Here is a 17,918-nt window from a genome sequence, read left to right as displayed (position 1 = left end):
CATGTACGGCGTCACCAACCGCCAGGTCCGCCCGAACAGCCAGGGCGTGGACAAGCTCGGGCCCAAACCGAATGCCCAGGGGCCCAACGAATTGCGTCTGTTCGAAGCGCTCGTGGCAGGCTCAGGCTGGGATCTCGAGATAATCGCCGACCGGCTCACCGCGGCCATGAAGGCGGAAGTGGACGCGCCGGCCAATCGCACCGCGTTCGGCAGCTACTACGTGGCCCGGAAGGTGCTGTGCCAGGCGCGCGACGAAAAACGCAACGTGCTGTTCTTCGTGCACGGCTTCAATAATGATATCCACGACGTGCTGCGCCGCTCGCAGGAACTGGAGAAGAACTACGGCGTGATCGTGTTGCCGTTCAGCTGGCCGGCCAACGGCGGCGGCATCGTCAGCGGTACGGCAAGCTACAAGAGCGACAAGCGCGACGCCCGAGTATCCGCCGGCGCGCTCGATCGAACGATGGCGATCGCTGCTGGCTATCTCGCTCGTTTCACGGAAGAGACCCGCCTGGAACTGGCGAACAGGGCACGCGAGAAGCATCCGGATAACGCCGAAGCCCGGGATGCGCTGTTCACCGAGCTCATGGACAAGGCCTGCCCGTTCACGATCAACGCCATGTTTCACAGCATGGGCAACTACGTGCTCAAGCAGATGCTCAAGTCGTCGAACATCGAAGGCAACCAGCTGTTGTTCGACAACATCGTGCTGGCCGCGGCCGATACCAACAACGCCGGCCACGCCGAGTGGGTGGACCGGCTAAAGTTCCGGCGCCGGCTGTACGTGGCGATCAACGAGGACGATCGCGCCCTGGCGGCGTCGCGGATCAAGGCCGGCGACGAGCAGCTGGCACGCCTCGGTCACAGCCTGTTTGCCCTCGATAGCCGCAAGGCCACCTATGTGAATTTCACCAGCGCTGCCTGGGTCGGCAACGCGCACGCCTATTTCGAAGACAAGCCGGTGGAAAAGAACGACGACGTACGCAAGTTCTTCCAGGCCGCGTTCAACGGCAAGACCGCGGAACAGAGCCTGCGCTATATTCCGGACCGAAATTTCTACGAATTTCGATAGCCGTATGGGTGTGTCGGGTCATTCGGATGATCGACTGGCGAGATATGTCGGCGCGATGGACGCGCTATTTACACGGCCCCTCGAACCCGCGGCTCATGCCGCGAGTTCGAAGGCCGCGGGGACGACAGGTTACGCCGCCTTGTCGAAATGCAGGGCTGCGTCATCGCCCAGGTCGACCCGCACCGTGTCGCCGGCGATGAATTCACCTGCCAGAATCCGCTTGGCCAGTGGATTCTCGACAAGCGTCTGGATCGAGCGCTTGAGCGGCCGCGCCCCATAGACCGGGTCGAAGCCGGCTTCGGCGAGCTTGTCGAGAGCGGTATCGCTGATCTCGAGGGTGAGCTCGCGTTCGGCCAGACGCTCGTGCAATTCGCGCATCTGGATACGTGCGATCGAGCGGATCTCGGTTCGCGCCAACGGATGGAAGACCACAGATTCGTCGATGCGGTTGATGAACTCGGGCCGGAATTGGCTGGCCACCACTTCCATCACCGATTCCTTCATGGTCTCGTAGTTCTCCTCGCCGGCGAGTTCCTGGATCAGCTGGCTGCCCAGGTTCGAGGTCATCACGATCACGGTGTTGCGGAAATCCACCGTGCGGCCGTGACCGTCGGTGAGGCGGCCGTCGTCGAGCACCTGCAGCAGAATGTTGAACACATCCGTATGCGCTTTCTCGACCTCGTCGAGCAGGATCACGGAATAAGGTTTGCGCCGCACGGCTTCAGTGAGATAGCCGCCCTGTTCATAGCCGACATAGCCGGGCGGGGCGCCGATCAGTCGTGCCACCGAATGGCGTTCCATGAACTCCGACATGTCGATACGCACCATGGCGTCCTCGGTGTCGAACAGGAAGGTGGCGATGGCCTTGCACAGCTCGGTCTTGCCCACGCCGGTCGGGCCGAGGAACAGGAACGAGCCGATCGGCCGGTTCGGGTCCGACAGGCCCGATCTGGAGCGACGAATCGCATCGGAAACGGCGGACACGGCCTCGTTCTGGCCGATCACGCGTTCGTGCAGTGAATCCTCCATGCGCAGCAGCTTGTCGCGCTCGGCTTCGAGCATGCGGGTGACCGGAATACCGGTCCAGCGCGACACGATCTCGGCGACTTCCTCGTCGGTGACGTTGTTGCGCAGCAGCCGATTGGCCACCGGTTTCTCCTCGGCGGCCTGGGCCTCGGCCAATTCGCGCTCAAGCTGCGGAATCCGGCCGTACTGCAACTCCGCCATGCGGTCGAAGTCGTTGGCGCGGCGTGCAGCTTCCATTTCACGCTTGGCGAGGTCGAGTTCCTCGCGCTTGTTGGCGGCACCGGCGACGGTCGCTTTCTCGGCTTTCCATATCTCTTCCAGGTCCGAGTATTCGCGTTCCAGTTCGTCGATTTCGCCGTCGAGTTTTTCCAGCCGTGCTTTCGAGCCGGCATCCGACTCCTTGGATAACGCCTGTTTTTCGATCTTGAGCTGAATCAGGCGCCGGTCGAGGCGGTCGAGTTCTTCCGGCTTGGAGTCGATCTCGATACGAATCTTGGAGGCGGCTTCGTCGATCAGGTCGATGGCCTTGTCGGGCAGCTTGCGGTCGGTGATATAGCGCTGCGACAGCTTGGCCGCGGCGATGATCGCGCCGTCGGTGATGTCTACACCGTGGTGGACCTCGTAGCGTTCCTTGAGCCCGCGCAGGATGGCGATGGTGTCTTCCAGATCGGGCTCGTCGACCATCACTTTCTGGAAACGGCGTTCCAGCGCGGCATCCTTTTCGATGTTCTCGCGATACTCGTTGAGCGTGGTCGCCCCGATGCAGTGCAGCTCGCCGCGGGCGAGCGCCGGCTTGAGCATGTTGCCCGCGTCCATCGAGCCCTCGGCCTTGCCGGCGCCGACCAGGGTATGAATCTCGTCGATGAACAGGATGATGCGGCCTTCCTGCTTGGACAGGTCGGATAGCACGCCCTTGAGGCGATCCTCGAACTCGCCGCGATACTTGGCGCCGGCGATCATCGCGGCCAGGTCGAGCACCAGCACGCGCTTGTCGCGCAGCGATTCCGGCACTTCGCCGTTGACGATACGCTGCGCCAGCCCTTCTACGATTGCGGTCTTGCCCACGCCGGGCTCGCCGACCAGCGTCGGGTTGTTCTTCGTGCGGCGCGAGAGCACCTGGATCACGCGGCGGATTTCCTCGTCGCGGCCGATCACCGGATCGAGCTTGCCCTGTTCGGCGCGCTCGGTGAGATCGGTGGTGTATTTGTCGAGCGCGCCGCGCTGTTCCTCGGCGTTGGCGTCATTGACGTTCTCGCCGCCGCGCATCGTGTCGACCTGTTTGCCGAGATTGTCGCGGGTCGCACCCGCGTTCTTGAGTATCGTGCCGGCTTCGGATTTGTCCTCGAGCACGGCGAGAACGAACAGTTCGCTGGAGACGAACGCATCGCCGCGTTTCTGGGCGAGCTTGTCGGTGAGGTTGAGCGTGCGCACCAGCGCCTGGCTCGGGTTCACGTCACCGGTGGCCTGGCCGACGGTCGGCAACCGATCCAGCGCCTTGAGCAGCTGATTGCGGATTTCCTTGACGTTCAAACCGGCGCCATCGAGCAGCGGGCGCACCGTGCCCCCGTCTGCGTCCAGCAGCGCCAGCAGTACGTGCAACGGCTGGATTTCGTTGTGGTCCCGGCCGACCGCCAGGCTCTGGGCGTCGGCGAGCGCCTGTTGAAACTTGCTGGTCAGTTTGTCCATTCGCATGTTGGCAATCCCTCTGATTCCATTCTTTCGTGGCAGCCGACCATGGCTGCATCATCATGCGATAGTTAATAGGTATCGACGACCAACAATTCAACCATCGTTTGAAAGATAAATAAACGCCCGCAGCGGCCGACTTTTTCATGACACAGGCGCTGATATACTTGCGCGGGCGCCGGACATGGCACGCATCGATTCGTTTTCAACGGGATTCTAATGACCAAGGCCTACAACGACGCCGAGTTCATGCTCGGCGAAGAGGCGCGGCCGCTGCGCCTGCTATCCGAATACATCGAGCCGCGCGAGCGCCTGTCCCGATTGAATGTCCACCGGGCGTTGATCTTCTGGGGCTCGGCCCGCCTGAAACCGCACGGCCCGGATCCGGTCGACGATTCGGTCGATTTTTATGCCCAGGCACGCGAGCTGGCTGCCCGCATGACGCGCTGGACTATGGACAGTCATGCCGACGACGAGCACTACTATGTCTGTACCGGCGGTGGCCCGGGCATCATGGAAGCGGCCAATCGCGGTGCGGCGGACGTCAACCGCGAGTTGTCGATGGGCTACAACATCGAGTTGCCGCACGAGCAGGGCAGCAACGCCTATATCAGCGATGCCCTGAACTTCGATTTCCACTACTTCTTCATGCGCAAGTTCTGGTTCATGAACGTCGCCAAGGCGTTGATCATTTTTCCGGGTGGCTTTGGCACCATGGACGAGCTGTTCGAAATGCTCACGCTTATCCAGACCGGCAAGCAACCGCGCATACCGGTGGTACTCTATGGCAAGGATTTCTGGAGCCGACTGATCAACTTCGACGTGTTCGTGGAACTGGGTCTCATCTCCGAAACCGACGTGGATCTGTTCTACACCGCTAATTCCGTCGATGACGCCTACCATTTCCTCACCGACGCGCTTGCGGAAGACACCGCGACCGCGCAAAGCCTGCACGGCTGAACAAACCATGGCAAACGGATCTTTCAAACCCCAGGGGCACGCGTTCGGCGGATCGGATACGCGCGTACTGATCGCCGGCTGGATCGCCAGCATGGCGCTGGTGGCGATGGTGGCGGTTCTTGTCACTGCTTATTTTTCCGGTGGCGGTGACAGCCGGTCGCCGGTAGCCGATGGCCAGGCGCCGTCGACGGTCGCCGAGCAGTCGAGCGACTCCAGCCAGCCCCGGCCCGACGCCGGCATGACCCGGCAAGAGACGGCCGACAGCGAGACGGTCGTCAAATCGTCGCCGGATACCCGAATTGAAACCGGCGCCGCCGGCGACAAGAGTGTCGCCGCGTCCGAAAGCGCATCGGCGCCTGATGAGTCAGGCGTTGCTCGCAAGCCCGAAGATACCTCCGGCAAGACGCCGTTCATGCCCGGCGTGAAACTGGCCGGAGCACAGGGCCTGGTGCCCATGCCGAGCGCGTTTGCCCGCTCGGCGCCGAGCGAGTCGGTAGCCGGTTGGTGCAAGGAACTCGTCGCGCACGTTGACGCTGTCTCCACCGACGATTGCATGACAGGCGCGTTCAAGGACACCGGTCACCGCTCGGTCGACGGCCGCCCCATGATCGTGGGCGATATCCCGGCTACGTCCCGACCCGCGCAAGGCCGGGTGCTGCTGATCAGCGCGACCCACGGCGACGAACCCAGTTCCATCGCGACCGCGTTCAGCTGGATCAAGCTGATGGCCAGCAACGGCACGAACTACGAGTGGAACGTCGTGCCGACGTTGAACCCGGATGGCGCCTTGCACAGTCCGGCGACGCGCGTGAATGCCAACGGCGTGGATCTCAACCGGAATCTGCCGACGACGGGCTGGGCCAAGGAATCGCGCGATTACTGGCGCCGGGTCGGCTTCGAGAAACGCCGTTTCCCGGGCGAGAGCGCGGGCAGCGAACCCGAGAACCGCTGGCTGGCCGACGAAATCGGCAAGTTCAAACCCAATGTCATCATTTCCCTGCATGCCCCCTACGGCGTGCTCGACTATGACGGCGAGTTCCCGCCGCCCCAGAAGCTGGGCCGCCTGAATCTGCATCGGCTCGGCGTCTATCCGGGTTCGCTCGGTAATTTCGCCTCGCATATGCGTGGCATTCCGGTCATCACGGTCGAGCTCAACGACGCCAATGAGCCGCCGGCCGAGGCGGAAGTCCAGCAGATGTGGGCGGATCTGAACAACTGGCTCGACCGGTATTTCCGTAACGTGCGTCAGGCCAAGGTGAACACGTCTAACGACGCCGGCTGAAAGATCCGGCGCCGCCTGGGCCGGCAACGCCGGGCATCACCGCAGCGCGTGCCAGCCTGGCACGCAGGCATGGGCTGAGCGTCTTCCAGTCGCGCCACTCGTCGACGTCGCGACGGGTGGCGAACGTCGTGTGATCCAGATTCAGCGCCCGCATGCGTTGCATCGTCTTGCCTGCCACCCGCGGCGTGCTCCAGTGCGGCCCGCGAAACAAGCGCGGCTCGCTGCGCCGCAGTCCGATCGCCCAGTAGCCGCCGTCGTGTGTCGGCGCGAGCCAGGCGCTGTGCTCGTCGCCCAGCGCGTCGTGCGCCTGCGCCAGCCAATCGTCGTCCAGCGCCGGCTGATCGCTGCCCATCAGCACGATACGGCTGTGATCGCGCAGGCCCTGGTGGGCGCCGCGTTGCATGCGTTCGCCGAGGTCACCGCGTGCCTGGCGAACGAGGTGGAGGTCGTAACGACGCGCCAGCCGCTTGAAGAAGGGATGACGGATATCCGGTGCGCACAGCAGCGCGATATACCCGGAGAACTGCTGCCTGGCGCTCGCCACGGCGTTTTCGAGCATGGCCCGATACAGACGGGCCGCGCGGCGGTTACCGCAACGGCGCGCCAGACGTGTCTTGCAACGGCCCGGCTCGGGGGCCTTGGCGAAAATCAACAGCCCGATACCTTCTCCAGGCATGGATTTGCGCGCTACGGTCGGCGGGGGGTTGGCAACAGACATAAGCCTGCTATCATACGCCGCTCGCGCGTCACCAGACGGGCAAAAACACGGGGCCGTAGCTCAGTTGGGAGAGCGTCGCGTTCGCAATGCGAAGGTCGGCGGTTCGATTCCGCCCGGCTCCACCACGACAGGGTCTTAAGTGATCCCAAGAAGCCCGATCAGCCTGGCGCTGTCGGGCTTTTTTATGCCTGTGACTTTCCATGGCGTCGATTGCGATCCGCCGGTATCCGGGGCACGGGGTTGGGGTGACGGGCGTGATGGTCGGCAACCGATACTCCACTCCCGGGTCTGGACGACTCGCAGCCCGTTCAGCACCCACACTGGTGTCCGGCCGATGATCTCCCGAAGCGATCGAGCGGGAGTTTGCCCGACGAGGCACAGCTCGCTAGCCGCGCCCGGCGCCTGGCAGAACATTGCCGGCCGATTGTGTGGTGGCCCGGTGTCGTGGGGCAGCAGCATACAGGGACTCCGCCCAGTTGAAGGAACCCGGGACGGGCAGCCGATACGGCGTATCAAACCCAATTGAGGCAGACGAAACAGCGCCGACAGCCGGATGTTCGGTGGTTGAGGCTGGAATCGTGACCACCACGTGGCTACAGGCAATCACCGCCGCGTGGCCGACGCCACTCTCCGAAGTGGCGATGCTGTATTCAGCGCGTGGCAGGCGCTGCGGTACTACCTGCGCCAAGCCATGCATCGTGGGCGTTCGACCACCCGGCTGCGTGAGCACGGTTGGCCACTGTATTAGTAGAGCCGATTGGCGCCGAACTGCGTCGAGACGCGTGCGGCTCGTGCTTGTGGCTAGGGGCGAGTGCTGCGTCCTTCCACTGTTGAACCCTCCATTGTTCAAGCGACTAGATCCATTCCAGGCATGTGCCGTGGAGGCTCTGTCGGTCATTTTTGTTGACAGCAGCCGTATCGCAATTTAATTTGTCCGGACAAACGTACAAATAGCCATGCGCCGATGTGTCCGCGGGTCGCCCAAGCCGGGTGCACGGCGGCACCGGACGAAGTCGCATACAAACAAAGGAGCAGTCATCGCATGAGTGAGGAAAACAGACAGCGTCAGCAGATCGGTCGTTACTACGACGAGATGAACGTCGGCGATATCTACGAGCACCGGCCCGGCCGCACGATCACCGAGACCGACAACATCCACTTTTCGCTGCTCACGTTGAATAACCACCCGATGCACTGCGATGCCTCCTACGGCCGCGCCAGCGAGTTCGGCAACAATCTGGTCAACAGTGGCCTGACGCTGGCGATGGTTCTGGGCATGACGGTCGGTGATGTCAGTGGCAAGGCCATTGCCAATCTCGGTTGGAACGAGATCAAGCTCACCGCACCGGTATTCCCGGGCGACACCATTTACGCCGAGACAAAAGTTCTGAGCAAGCGCGAATCAAAGTCGCGTCCGACTCAGGGCATCGTGGTCACCCAGACCACGGGCATCAAGGAAGACGGAACCGTCTTTCTCACATTCGAACGGTCGTCGTTGATACCCAAGAAGGGCCATGCAGTCGACGATTGATTCAGATAAGAAAACCCTGAGGAGATAACAGGATGTACAACACTGCTAAAAGAATGATTCTCATGGCCCTGTTGCTGACCGTCGTACAGACGGCATCGGCGACCGACATGGTCATGACCAACGAAGTCGCCACCTCGCACTGGAAGACGCAGTACATGAAGGAGGTCGGTGAAGCGATCAAGAAAAAGACCGACGGTGAGATCAATCCGATCGTCTTCCCTTCGGGCCAGATCTATAGCGATCAGGACGCGCTTGCTGCGCTGGGCACGGGGGCGGTTCAGATGGTCTGGCCGGTATCCGTTCGGCTGGAAACCATTGACCAGCGTGCGGGTGTGCTGAGTCTGCCGTTCACGCTCAAGACGGCGGATATGCAGAAGGCCTGCTATCGCCAGCAGGTATCGGACCTGCTGACCTCGTTCGTCGACAAGCGCAATCTCAAGGTGCTGACGCTGCTCAGGGCCGCCGACCTCATCTTCCTGTTCGGTGACAAGAACATCGACAGCCTGCAGGACATGCATGGCGTCAAGGTCCGTGTTATCGGCGGCAAGGTCTATCTGGCCACCATGCAGGCTACCGGCGCCAACCCGATCTCGATGGCGGCTTCGGAAATGAGTACGGCCCTGGCGCAGGGCACTATCGATGGTGTCTTGAGTTCCGCAGCGGGCTGGGCCGACATGCTGGGCACGTCGGCACAGTACGGCTTCTATGTGCCGGGTTTCGAACTGGCGACCTATGCCGTGGTCGTGGACAAGGGCTGGTTCGACGCGCTGAGTGACAAGGACGCCGCCATTGTGCGTAACAGCGTTGAGGATATCGCCGACGACCAGTGGACGTCGACGGTCAAGAAGGACCAGAAGCTCATCGAGGAGATGGAGTCCAAGGGCTCCACCTATACCGTCGCCGATGACGCTGAGATCCAGCGCTGGCGCGACAAGATGCAGCCGGTCATCGATCGTTTCGACGCGGATCATCCCGGCGTCGTGGAGAAATTCAAGGCACTCGATTCGGCCTGTCAGTAAACGTCGGGCCCGTTTCTATCGTCTTCAGATTTCATCCATGGGATCGGTATGTCCAAAGATCGCAATATTGTGCTCAAGCTGTTCGAATCGTACGCACGTTTCGAGAAGAAATATGTCCTGTCGGTGGCGACGATAATGCTGCTCGCCGCCACCGCGATCATGCTCATGGAAGGCATCGGTCGGACCTTTTTCGATACCAGCTTCTTCTGGGCCGAGGAATCGGTGCGCTATCTGGTGCTGTGGGCATTCTTTCTCACGCTGGGATGCGCGGGTCATGCCGGTCAGCATATTCGTACCGACCTGGTGGTTGAGCATCTTTGGACGCCGTTGCGGCGGGTTGCCAGCGCGGTTGCCTGCCTGCTGGGCATGGTGTTCTGCGGCATGCTGATCTACGCCGCCATACCGCAGATCGAGCGCTACCACTCGTTGGGCATGCTCACCGATTCATCGCTGAATCTGCCGCTATGGGTGCTGTTCCTGGTACTGCCGGTGGGCGCATTTCTGTGGGGGCTGTTCTATCTGCACGGCCTCATGCGTGTGCTCAGCGGCCACGAGGCGTTCGTCAATTCTCACGACGACACCGCATTGGACATGACCGACGACGTCACCTCGTCGGATCGGTCCTGAGGCGGGGGCAGCCATGACTATAGTAATTGCGCTATGCCTGATGCTGGTACTGCTGGCGATCGGTACTCATGTCGCCGTGGTCCTGGGCCTGGTAACGGCCGGACTCGTTCTGACCGTGGCCGGCGTGCCGGCCACGGTGATCGCCCAGACGGCTTTCAAGTCGGTCAACAGCTATCCGATGCTGGCGATCCCGATGTTCGTGCTGGCCGGCAATCTCATGATGAAGGGCGATCTGGCCAAGCTCATGATCGACCTCATCGGCAGTCTCGTGCGTTCGGTGCGGGGCGGTCTGGCGATCACGGTGATGCTCTCCAGTGTGTTCTTCGCGGCCGTGTCCGGCAGTTCAGTGGGCTCGGCGGCTGCCATCGGCGTGGCAACCATCGATGGGCTCAAGAAAGAACGCTATCCGACCCACTTCGCGGCCGGCATCGTGGCCGTGGGCGGCACGCTCGGCATCATGATTCCGCCGTCGCTGAGCTTCATTCTGATCGGATCGATTGTCGGTCTGCCGGTGGACCAGTTGTTCGTGGCCGGAATATTGCCCGCCTTGCTGGAAGCCACCTGTTTGTTGTGCACCGTGGCCTATCTGTCGTGGAAGCATCAGTACGGCGAGATCGCGGCCGCCCCGGACTTCAAGGGCTTCGGACAACGACTGCCAGGCGCGTTTGCGGCGTTGATGATGCCGGTGCTGATTATCGGCAGTATCTACGGCGGCTATCTGACGCCGACGGAGGTGTCAGCCTTCGCCGCGGCCTACGCCGCGTTCCTGTGTGTCTTCGTCTACCGAAGCGTTCGTGCAGGCGATCTGTGGGACGCAGCACGCAACTCGCTGCTGCAGACCACCATGATCTTCGCGGTCGTGATGGGCGGCAGCCTCGTCGCCTTCATTCTGGCCCGCATGGGCGTGTCGGCCAATCTGATCAGCTTGATCACGTCTCTCGATCTGGCGGCCTGGCAGTTCCTGCTGATCGTCAATGTATTGCTGCTGGTGCTGGGCATGTTCCTGGACGGCGTCGCGCTGGTCGTTCTGACCGCGCCGCTGCTGTTTCCGCTGGCCAAGACGGTCGGGGTCGATCCCATTCACTTCGCCGTGATCATGGTGGCGAACTCGGAGATCGCGACGATCACGCCGCCGGTCGGCCTGAATCTTTTCGTGATGAGCGGTATCGCCAAGACGCCCGTGCACGAGGTCGCCCGCGGCGTGCTGCCGTTCTATGCGATACGGCTGGTCGCGCTACTGATCATCACGTTCGTGCCGGCGCTGTCGCTGGCACTGCTTTAGAAAAAACATGGAAGAGGAGAGTGCAATGATTTCGAAAGATATCGCCGAGTTCGCGCATGCCTTCGATCTCGCCCAGGTGCCCGACGCGATTGTCGAGCGGTCGAAATATCTGATTCTGGACGCCATCGGCATCGCGCATGCGTCCGGCACGCACGACTTCGCGCACAAGGCGATGGCCACGCTTGCGGATTTCGGATCGGGCGATCATCGCCTGATCGGCTCCGATCAGACGGCCACCATGCGGGATGCGATGTTGCTCAATGGCATCCTCGTTCACGGCCTGGATTTCGACGACACCCATACGGCGGGCGTTATCCATGCGACCGCCAGCAGTTTTCCCTGCGTACTCGCCCTGGGAGAAAAATGCGGCAGTTCGGCACGAGAGATGCTTGAAGCCTACGTCCTGGCGATGGAAGTCTCGACCCGGCTGGGCGCTGTCGCCAAGGGTGGTTTTCATGCGGCCGGATTTCACCCCACCGGCGTGATCGGCATCTTCGGTTGCAGCGTGGCGGCCTGCCGGCTGCTCGGCCTGAGCGTCGAGCAGACACAGATGGCCCAGGGCATCGCGCTGAGCATGGCGTCGGGCAGCCTCGAATTCCTCGAAGACGGGGCCTGGACCAAGAGAATGCATCCAGGCTGGGCCGCCGGCGCGGCCGTGACCGCGGCCATCATGGCAAAAAACGGGTATATCGGTCCGCGGGCGGCCTATGAAGGACGCTACGGTCTCTACGCCAGTTATCTCGGCCCGCAGAACGAAAACTCAGAGCACGCGCTGGCGACCCGTGGACTGGGGACGACCTGGGAGATCGAGGGCGTGGCCGTCAAGCCGCTGCCTGCCTGCCACTTCACCCATGCCGCGGCCGACGCGGCAGCGGAAATACAGCGCCGGGACAACCCCTCGATCGATGCGATCGAAAAGGTCCGGGTCAAGGTGCCCGCCGGTGTGGTCAACGTCGTTTGCGAGCCGGTCGCAAGCAAGAAAAAACCGAAGAACAGCTACGAGGCGCAGTTCAGCATTCCCTACGCGGTGGCGACCGGATTGCTTACCGGGGATTTCCAGCTCAAGGATCTGGAGCCGGAGGCGCTGGGTGATAGCCGGCGTCTGAATCTCGCAAGTCTCGTTGAATATGAACAGGACCCCGAGGCCGACTTCCCGCGTTTTTATTCCGGTGAAGTGTGTGTGCATCTCAAGGATGGCTCGACGCTGAGCCATCGCGAGCACATCAACCGGGGCAACAAGGAACGGCCGCTGAGCAATGCGGACGTCGAGGCCAAATACCGGAAGAACATGGCGGGGCCGGTGTCGGCGGAAAAGACCGAGGAAATTCTTGCGTTCATCCAGACGCTGGATCGCTCGGATGTCTCCTGCCGCGATTTCGCCAGGGCGCTCGCCAACGCCGCCACCGCATCCGCTTGATTCGATTAGCAGACAACAGGAGATATCTATGACTGACGCGATGGATCAGGAAGCGATCATTGAAGCCGTCGACCGTTTTCTCGAGGGCGAGGTTCGCCCCTATGCACACGATCTCGAGGCCAGTGACACCTATCCGACGGAAATCGTCGAGCAGATGAAGGAGATGGGCCTGTTCGGCTGCCTGATCGCAACCGAATACGGCGGTCTCGGCCTCGATACCGCGACCTACGCCAAGATCATGGAGCATATGTCCGAGGTCTGGATGTCGCTCTCCGGCGTGATCAACTCGCACACGATTCTGGCCAATACCGTGCAGCGCCACGGCACGCCGGAACAGAAATCCCATTATCTGCCGAAATTCGCCACCGGCGAGGTGCGCGGTGGGGTCGGCTTGACCGAACCTGATTGCGGCACGGACCTGCAGGCTATTCGTACCGGCGCGGTTCGCGACGGCGACGATTATGTGGTCAACGGCAGCAAGACGTGGATCACCAACAGCGGTACCGGCAACTGCATCGCGTTGCTGGTCAAGACCGACAAGAGCGCGGAACCGCGTCACAAGGGCATGAGCCTGTTGATCGCTGAAAAGGGCGAGGGCTTCGAGGTGACACGCAAGCTCGAGAAAATGGGCTACCGCGGCGTTGATACCTGTGAACTGCTGTTCACGGATTACCGGGTACCGGTCGATCGCCTGATCGGCGGCGTTGAAGGACGTGGGCTGCAGCAGATCCTGTCCGGCCTGGAACTGGGGCGGATCAACATCGCCGCTCGCGGTGTGGGCGTGGCGCAGGCCGCGTTGAACGAGTCGGTGTCGTATTCGCAGGACCGCAAGACTTTCGGCAAACCGATCTGCGAGCATCAGGCGATTCAGTTGAAGCTCGGCGAGATGGCTACGCGCGTCACCGCGGCGCGTCTGCTGACCGAAAACGCCGCGAAAGCCTACGATCGCGGCGAGCGCTGCGACATGGAAGCGGGGATGGCCAAGTATTTCGCCAGCGAGGCGGCGATCGACAATTCTCTCGAGGCCATGCGTATTCACGGCGGTTTCGGTTATTCGCGTGAATTCAATATCGAACGTCTCTATCGCGACGCGCCGTTGCTGGCCATCGGCGAAGGCACCAACGAAATGCAGCGGATCATCATCGCCAAACAGCTCATCGAGCGGAGTCGCACATGACACGTCCATTGGAAGATATTCGGATCATCGCGGTCGAACAGTATGGCGCCGGCCCGTTTGCCACCCAGTATCTCGCCGATCTCGGCGCCGAGGTGATCAAGATCGAAAATCCGGCGACCGGCGGCGATGTCGGCCGTCACGTCGGGCCGTATTTCTTCGGCGAGAACGATAGCCAGTTCTTTCAGTCGTTCAACCGCAACAAGAAAAGCGTCACCCTCAACCTCAAGGACGATGAAGGCCAGGAAATCTTCCGCGAGATGGTAAAGGGCGCGGATGCGGTATTCGACAATCTGCGCGGCGATATTCCCGAAAAGCTCGGCCTGACCTACGATGATCTCAAGGCGTTGAATCCGGCGATCGTGTGTGGACATCTGTCGGCCTACGGCCGTACCGGTTCGCGAAAAGCCTGGCCTGGCTACGACTACCTGATGCAGGCCGAGGCCGGCTATCTGTCGCTCACCGGCGAGCCCGGGCAGCCGCCGGCCCGTTTTGGATTGTCCATCGTCGACATGATGACGGGCACCACAGCCGCACTCGGGCTGATGGCGGGTATCTCGCGCGCCAGAGCGACCGGTATCGGCGGCGATATCGATGTATCGCTGTTCGATGTTGCGATCAACAATCTCAACTATCTGGGCACCTGGTATCTGCACGAGAACGTGGTGACGGGGCGCGATCCGCGTTCCGCGCATCCGTCGCTTACGCCCAGCCAGTTGTACAAGACCCGGGATGGCTGGATCCTGATCATGTGCAACAAGGAAAAGTTCTGGAAGGTTCTGGCCGCGCGAATCGGCAAGCCGGAGTGGGCCGACGACGAGCGCTTTTGCAATTTCACCCAGCGGCTGGCCAACCGCGCGCTGCTGACGGAATTGCTCGACGAGGTGCTTCTCGAGCACGACACCGCATACTGGCTGGAGCAGTTCGGCGGCCAGGTGCCGGCGGCGCCGGTGAACGATGTCGGCGAGGCACTGGACAGCCCGTTCGCCACCGAACGCGGAACGGCGGTTGAGACCGAACACGCGGGCCGCGGGTCGATCAAGACACTGGCTAGCCCGATTCGGTACAACGGCGCGCCGCCGCCGTTGAAAGCGGCAAGCGGACTGGGCGAAGACACGGAAGCCGAACTGCGCAAGATTCGTGACGATACGGGCTGGATCCAGAGCCTACGAGACAAGCAGGTGATATGAGCGACGACGACTACGAGCTTTTCTTCTCCGGGCAGCCGCGCTATCGCGCGGTTGCCCAGACGCTGGTGCGTGAAATTCAGAACGGCCACTATCCGGAGGGCGCCATGCTGCCTACGGAGAATGAACTGTGTGAGCGGTTTTCGGTCAGCCGTCATACCATCCGCGAAGCGTTCCGGCGTCTTCAGGATGTGGGGCTGATTTCACGCAAGGCCGGCGTCGGCACGCAGGTCATCTCCTCCGAAATCAGCTCCCGCTACATCCACGCGAGCAACAGCATCACGGACCTGATGCAGTACGTGCGTGATGTGCGACTGGAGATCAGAGGACAGGAAGAAATCGTGGTCGATGAGCCGTTGAGCGAGTTGCTCGAGACCGCGGTCGGCTCGCGCTGGACGCATATTTCCGGTCTGCGGTATCTGAATACCGAGAATGTTCCGATCGCCATCACCAACGTCTATCTGCCGCCCGAATACCAGGTTTTCGAGGCGGATCTGTCGAGTCATGACCTGCCGATCTACAAGGTGCTGGAGCAGCGTTACCGGCTCAAGGTCGTGCGTATCGATCAACAGATCAGCGCGGTCACGATCGATTCGGAGGCCGCGGAGCGGCTGCAGGTCGAGGAAAAATCGGCCGGCCTGAAAGTGATCCGAAAATACTATGCCGATGATGACGTGCTGCTCGAGGTGGCGGTGAGCCTTCACCACGGCGAGCGCTTCACCTATTCGGTGTCCCAGCAACTGGAGATTCAGAAGATCGGAAAGACACGGTGAAGGTCGCTGGGCGTTTATCGATCACGCTGGTCGCCCAGTCGCTCGCAGCCCTGGCCGCCTTCGCACCGCCGGTTCTGGCACCGGTGGCCCTGGCCGATCTGTCATTGAGCAGCGACGCATGGCTGGGTGTTTATATCGCGCTTCTGTATCTGGCGGGCATGGTATCGACGCTGTCCAGCGGGGATCTGATCGCACGCTTCGGCCCGATTCGGGTGACTCAGATCAGCCTGTTGCTGTGTGCGGCGGGGATCGCATTGGTCGCGCTCGGCCAGACATTTCTGCTGCCGTTTGCGCCGCTGCTGATCGGCCTTGGCTACGGCCCGGTCACGCCGTCGGGCTCCAAGGTGCTCATGATCGGGGGTGCGCCCAGACACATCGGGCTGGTGTTTTCCGTCAAGCAGACGGGGGTGCCGCTGGGGGCGCTTGCCGGCGGGCTCATGCTGCCCTTGCTCATTGCGTTGGGCGGCTGGCGCTTCGCCGTGTGTGTCGTGGCGTCGTTGTGTCTGATTGCCGCGGGCGTTCTCAATCGCTGGCGCGGCGATTTCGACACGTCGCTCGATCGCCAGCGTCGGGTCACCTGGCGTCGTACGATGACCTCCCTGTCGGCACTGCGCGCCAATCGCGCGGCCTCGCAGTTGGCCTGGTGCTCGCTGTTCTTCGGCTGCATGCAACTTTGTGTGATGACGTTCCTCGTGGCCTATCTGTCGCGTGTATTCGAGATGAGTCTGCTGGCTGCGGGTCTGTTCATGTCGATCGCCCAGACCGGCGGCATCCTCGGCCGTATCGGTTGGGGCTGGCTGGTGGATACTGCGATCAGCGCGCGCGCCGTGCTGATCGGTATCGCCCTGGCCATGGGCGGGACCGCGGTCAGTCTCGGTCTGCTGCCGCAGTCCACACCATGGTGGATCATCGCCGCCATCGTGTTCGTGCTGGGCGCCACCGCGATCGGCTGGAACGGCGTCTATCTGTCCGAACTGGCGCGAGTGTCCGGCGTGGAAGAGGTCGGCAGGATCACCGGCGCCGCCCTGTTCTTTACCTATCTCGGCGTAGTCATCGGGCCGCCGATTTTCAGCGCTGCACTCGCGTTGACGGGGACCTACACGGTCAGTTTCGCGCTGATCTCAGCGACAGTCGTGCTTGGCAGTCTGTTGCTGCTCTCACGTATGCCCGGAAAGCATTCCAATCCTCAATCCATCGACAATTGAACTGATCATGATCAACCGCTCCTATCTTTTCGTTCCCGGCAATCGCCCTGAACGGTTCGACAAAGCCTGTGCCTCGGGCGCTCACGTCGTAGTCCTCGATCTCGAGGATGCGGTCTCTCCGGACATGAAATCGCAGGCGCGCGGCCACGTCGAGACCTGGCTGCGCGACGGCGGGCAAGCGTATGTTCGAATCAATAGCACCGACACCGAATGGTTCGACGACGACTGCGAGCTGTTTTCGGTGGCGGGTATTCGAGGCGTCATGCTGCCCAAGGCCGACAGCCGCGCGCAGGTCGAGGCGGTGGCCAGCCGCTTGCCGCAGAACATACCGTTGATCGCGCTGATCGAATCCGCAACGGGCCTGTGCAACGCGCTCGATATCGCCCGCGTCGAAGGGGTGCAAAGACTGGCCTTCGGCTCGGTCGATTATCAGGTCGATACGGGCATCGAAGGGGACGCGCAAGAACTGCTCTACACCCGCTCGAAACTGGTGATCGAAAGCCGTGCAGCGGGGATCGAATCGCCGATCGACGGCGTCACCCTGGCGGTCAAGGACACTGCCGCCGTGGCGCGCGACGTCGAGTCATCCAAGCGGGTCGGTATGGGCGGCAAGCTGTGTATCCATCCGGCCCAGGTTGAACCCGTCAATCTCGGCTTCCTGCCGTCGGAGAGCGACGTGACCTGGGCCCACGAGGTGATCGCGGCCCTGGACGCACAGCCCAACGGTGTCGCGACGTTCAAAGGCAAGATCATCGACAAGCCAGTGATTGAGCGCGCACGCCGCATCGTTGCGAGCGTTTAGCACTTTGCCTGGCAAATCACTGACTGAATTGGCAACTGATATTCGACAAGGTCATCTATGAAAGTACTCGTCAGCATCAAGCGCGCGATTGACTACAACGTGCGCATTCAGATCAAGCCGGACGGCAGCGGCGTCGTCGAGAACGGGGTCAAGCACA

Annotated in this window: 15 protein-coding genes, 1 tRNA gene and 1 pseudogene; 15 read left to right on the top strand and 2 right to left on the bottom strand. The window is 61.8% G+C overall.

Features of this window, described 5'->3' with window-relative positions:
- The first annotated feature begins 1 nt into the window (after window position 1).
- Window positions 2-1,072: an alpha/beta hydrolase gene (locus ACFOSU_RS12765; RefSeq protein WP_380690209.1), complete on the top strand. Its 1,071-nt coding sequence runs from the start codon at window positions 2-4 to the stop codon at window positions 1,070-1,072.
- Between the two features lie 129 nt (window positions 1,073-1,201).
- Here ACFOSU_RS12765 and clpB read toward each other — a convergent pair whose 3' ends face one another.
- Window positions 1,202-3,784 (bottom strand): ATP-dependent chaperone ClpB, encoded by a 2,583-nt coding sequence (clpB, locus tag ACFOSU_RS12760; protein WP_380690643.1) that lies wholly within the window; start codon window positions 3,782-3,784, stop codon window positions 1,202-1,204.
- A gap of 219 nt (window positions 3,785-4,003) precedes the next feature.
- Between clpB and ACFOSU_RS12755 the strand changes: the two genes are divergently transcribed.
- Window positions 4,004-4,744 carry an LOG family protein gene (locus ACFOSU_RS12755; protein WP_380690207.1) on the top strand — a complete coding sequence of 247 codons (741 nt, stop codon included), beginning with the start codon at window positions 4,004-4,006 and terminating at the stop codon, window positions 4,742-4,744.
- A gap of 7 nt (window positions 4,745-4,751) precedes the next feature.
- The gene (locus ACFOSU_RS12750) at window positions 4,752-6,026 is read left to right on the top strand and encodes a M14 family zinc carboxypeptidase (protein WP_380690205.1); all 1,275 of its coding nucleotides are present in this window, start codon (window positions 4,752-4,754) and stop codon (window positions 6,024-6,026) included.
- On the opposite strand, the gene ACFOSU_RS12745 is transcribed toward ACFOSU_RS12750, so the two are convergent.
- On the bottom strand, window positions 6,010-6,702 hold the full coding sequence (locus ACFOSU_RS12745; protein WP_380690203.1) for a TIGR04282 family arsenosugar biosynthesis glycosyltransferase: 693 nt from the start codon (window positions 6,700-6,702) through the stop codon (window positions 6,010-6,012). The genes ACFOSU_RS12750 and ACFOSU_RS12745 overlap by 17 nt on opposite strands.
- 91 nt (window positions 6,703-6,793) lie before the next feature.
- On the opposite strand from ACFOSU_RS12745, the gene ACFOSU_RS12740 reads away from it, so the two are divergent.
- The 12 genes and pseudogenes from ACFOSU_RS12740 to ACFOSU_RS12685 all read left to right on the top strand — a co-directional run.
- Window positions 6,794-6,869, top strand: a tRNA-Ala gene (locus ACFOSU_RS12740).
- Window positions 6,870-7,786: 917 nt separating this feature from the next.
- Window positions 7,787-8,275 (top strand): MaoC family dehydratase, encoded by a 489-nt coding sequence (locus tag ACFOSU_RS12735; protein ID WP_380690201.1) that lies wholly within the window; start codon window positions 7,787-7,789, stop codon window positions 8,273-8,275.
- Between the two features lie 32 nt (window positions 8,276-8,307).
- Entirely contained in the window at window positions 8,308-9,294 is a 987-nt protein-coding gene (gene dctP / locus ACFOSU_RS12730; protein ID WP_380690199.1) for a TRAP transporter substrate-binding protein DctP, read from the top strand.
- 48 nt (window positions 9,295-9,342) lie between these two features.
- On the top strand, window positions 9,343-9,921 hold the full coding sequence (locus ACFOSU_RS12725; RefSeq protein ID WP_380690197.1) for a TRAP transporter small permease: 579 nt from the start codon (window positions 9,343-9,345) through the stop codon (window positions 9,919-9,921).
- A gap of 13 nt (window positions 9,922-9,934) precedes the next feature.
- Window positions 9,935-11,203: a TRAP transporter large permease gene (locus ACFOSU_RS12720; RefSeq protein WP_380690195.1), complete on the top strand. Its 1,269-nt coding sequence runs from the start codon at window positions 9,935-9,937 to the stop codon at window positions 11,201-11,203.
- 25 nt (window positions 11,204-11,228) lie between these two features.
- Entirely contained in the window at window positions 11,229-12,620 is a 1,392-nt protein-coding gene (locus ACFOSU_RS12715) for an MmgE/PrpD family protein (protein WP_380690193.1), read from the top strand.
- A gap of 28 nt (window positions 12,621-12,648) precedes the next feature.
- Window positions 12,649-13,797 (top strand): acyl-CoA dehydrogenase family protein, encoded by a 1,149-nt coding sequence (locus tag ACFOSU_RS12710; protein WP_380690191.1) that lies wholly within the window; start codon window positions 12,649-12,651, stop codon window positions 13,795-13,797.
- Complete coding sequence (locus ACFOSU_RS12705; RefSeq protein ID WP_380690189.1) at window positions 13,794-14,984, top strand: CaiB/BaiF CoA transferase family protein; 1,191 nt, start codon at window positions 13,794-13,796, stop codon at window positions 14,982-14,984. The genes ACFOSU_RS12710 and ACFOSU_RS12705 overlap by 4 nt, the downstream gene beginning before the upstream one ends.
- Window positions 14,981-15,754 (top strand): GntR family transcriptional regulator, encoded by a 774-nt coding sequence (locus tag ACFOSU_RS12700; RefSeq protein ID WP_380690187.1) that lies wholly within the window; start codon window positions 14,981-14,983, stop codon window positions 15,752-15,754. The genes ACFOSU_RS12705 and ACFOSU_RS12700 overlap by 4 nt, the downstream gene beginning before the upstream one ends.
- Complete coding sequence (locus ACFOSU_RS12695) at window positions 15,751-16,959, top strand: MFS transporter (protein ID WP_380690185.1); 1,209 nt, start codon at window positions 15,751-15,753, stop codon at window positions 16,957-16,959. Before ACFOSU_RS12700 ends, ACFOSU_RS12695 begins: the two co-directional genes overlap by 4 nt.
- Window positions 16,960-16,966: 7 nt before the next feature.
- On the top strand, window positions 16,967-17,761 hold the full coding sequence (locus tag ACFOSU_RS12690; RefSeq protein ID WP_380690183.1) for an HpcH/HpaI aldolase/citrate lyase family protein: 795 nt from the start codon (window positions 16,967-16,969) through the stop codon (window positions 17,759-17,761).
- Between the two features lie 57 nt (window positions 17,762-17,818).
- Window positions 17,819-17,918: pseudogene (locus ACFOSU_RS12685) on the top strand (EtfB protein); the annotation flags it as partial.

Origin of the sequence: Salinisphaera aquimarina (assembly GCF_042643355.1) — a bacterium.
Taxonomy (GTDB): Bacteria; Pseudomonadota; Gammaproteobacteria; order Nevskiales; family Salinisphaeraceae; genus Salinisphaera; species Salinisphaera aquimarina.
This window is presented reverse-complemented; position numbering and strand designations above follow the sequence as displayed.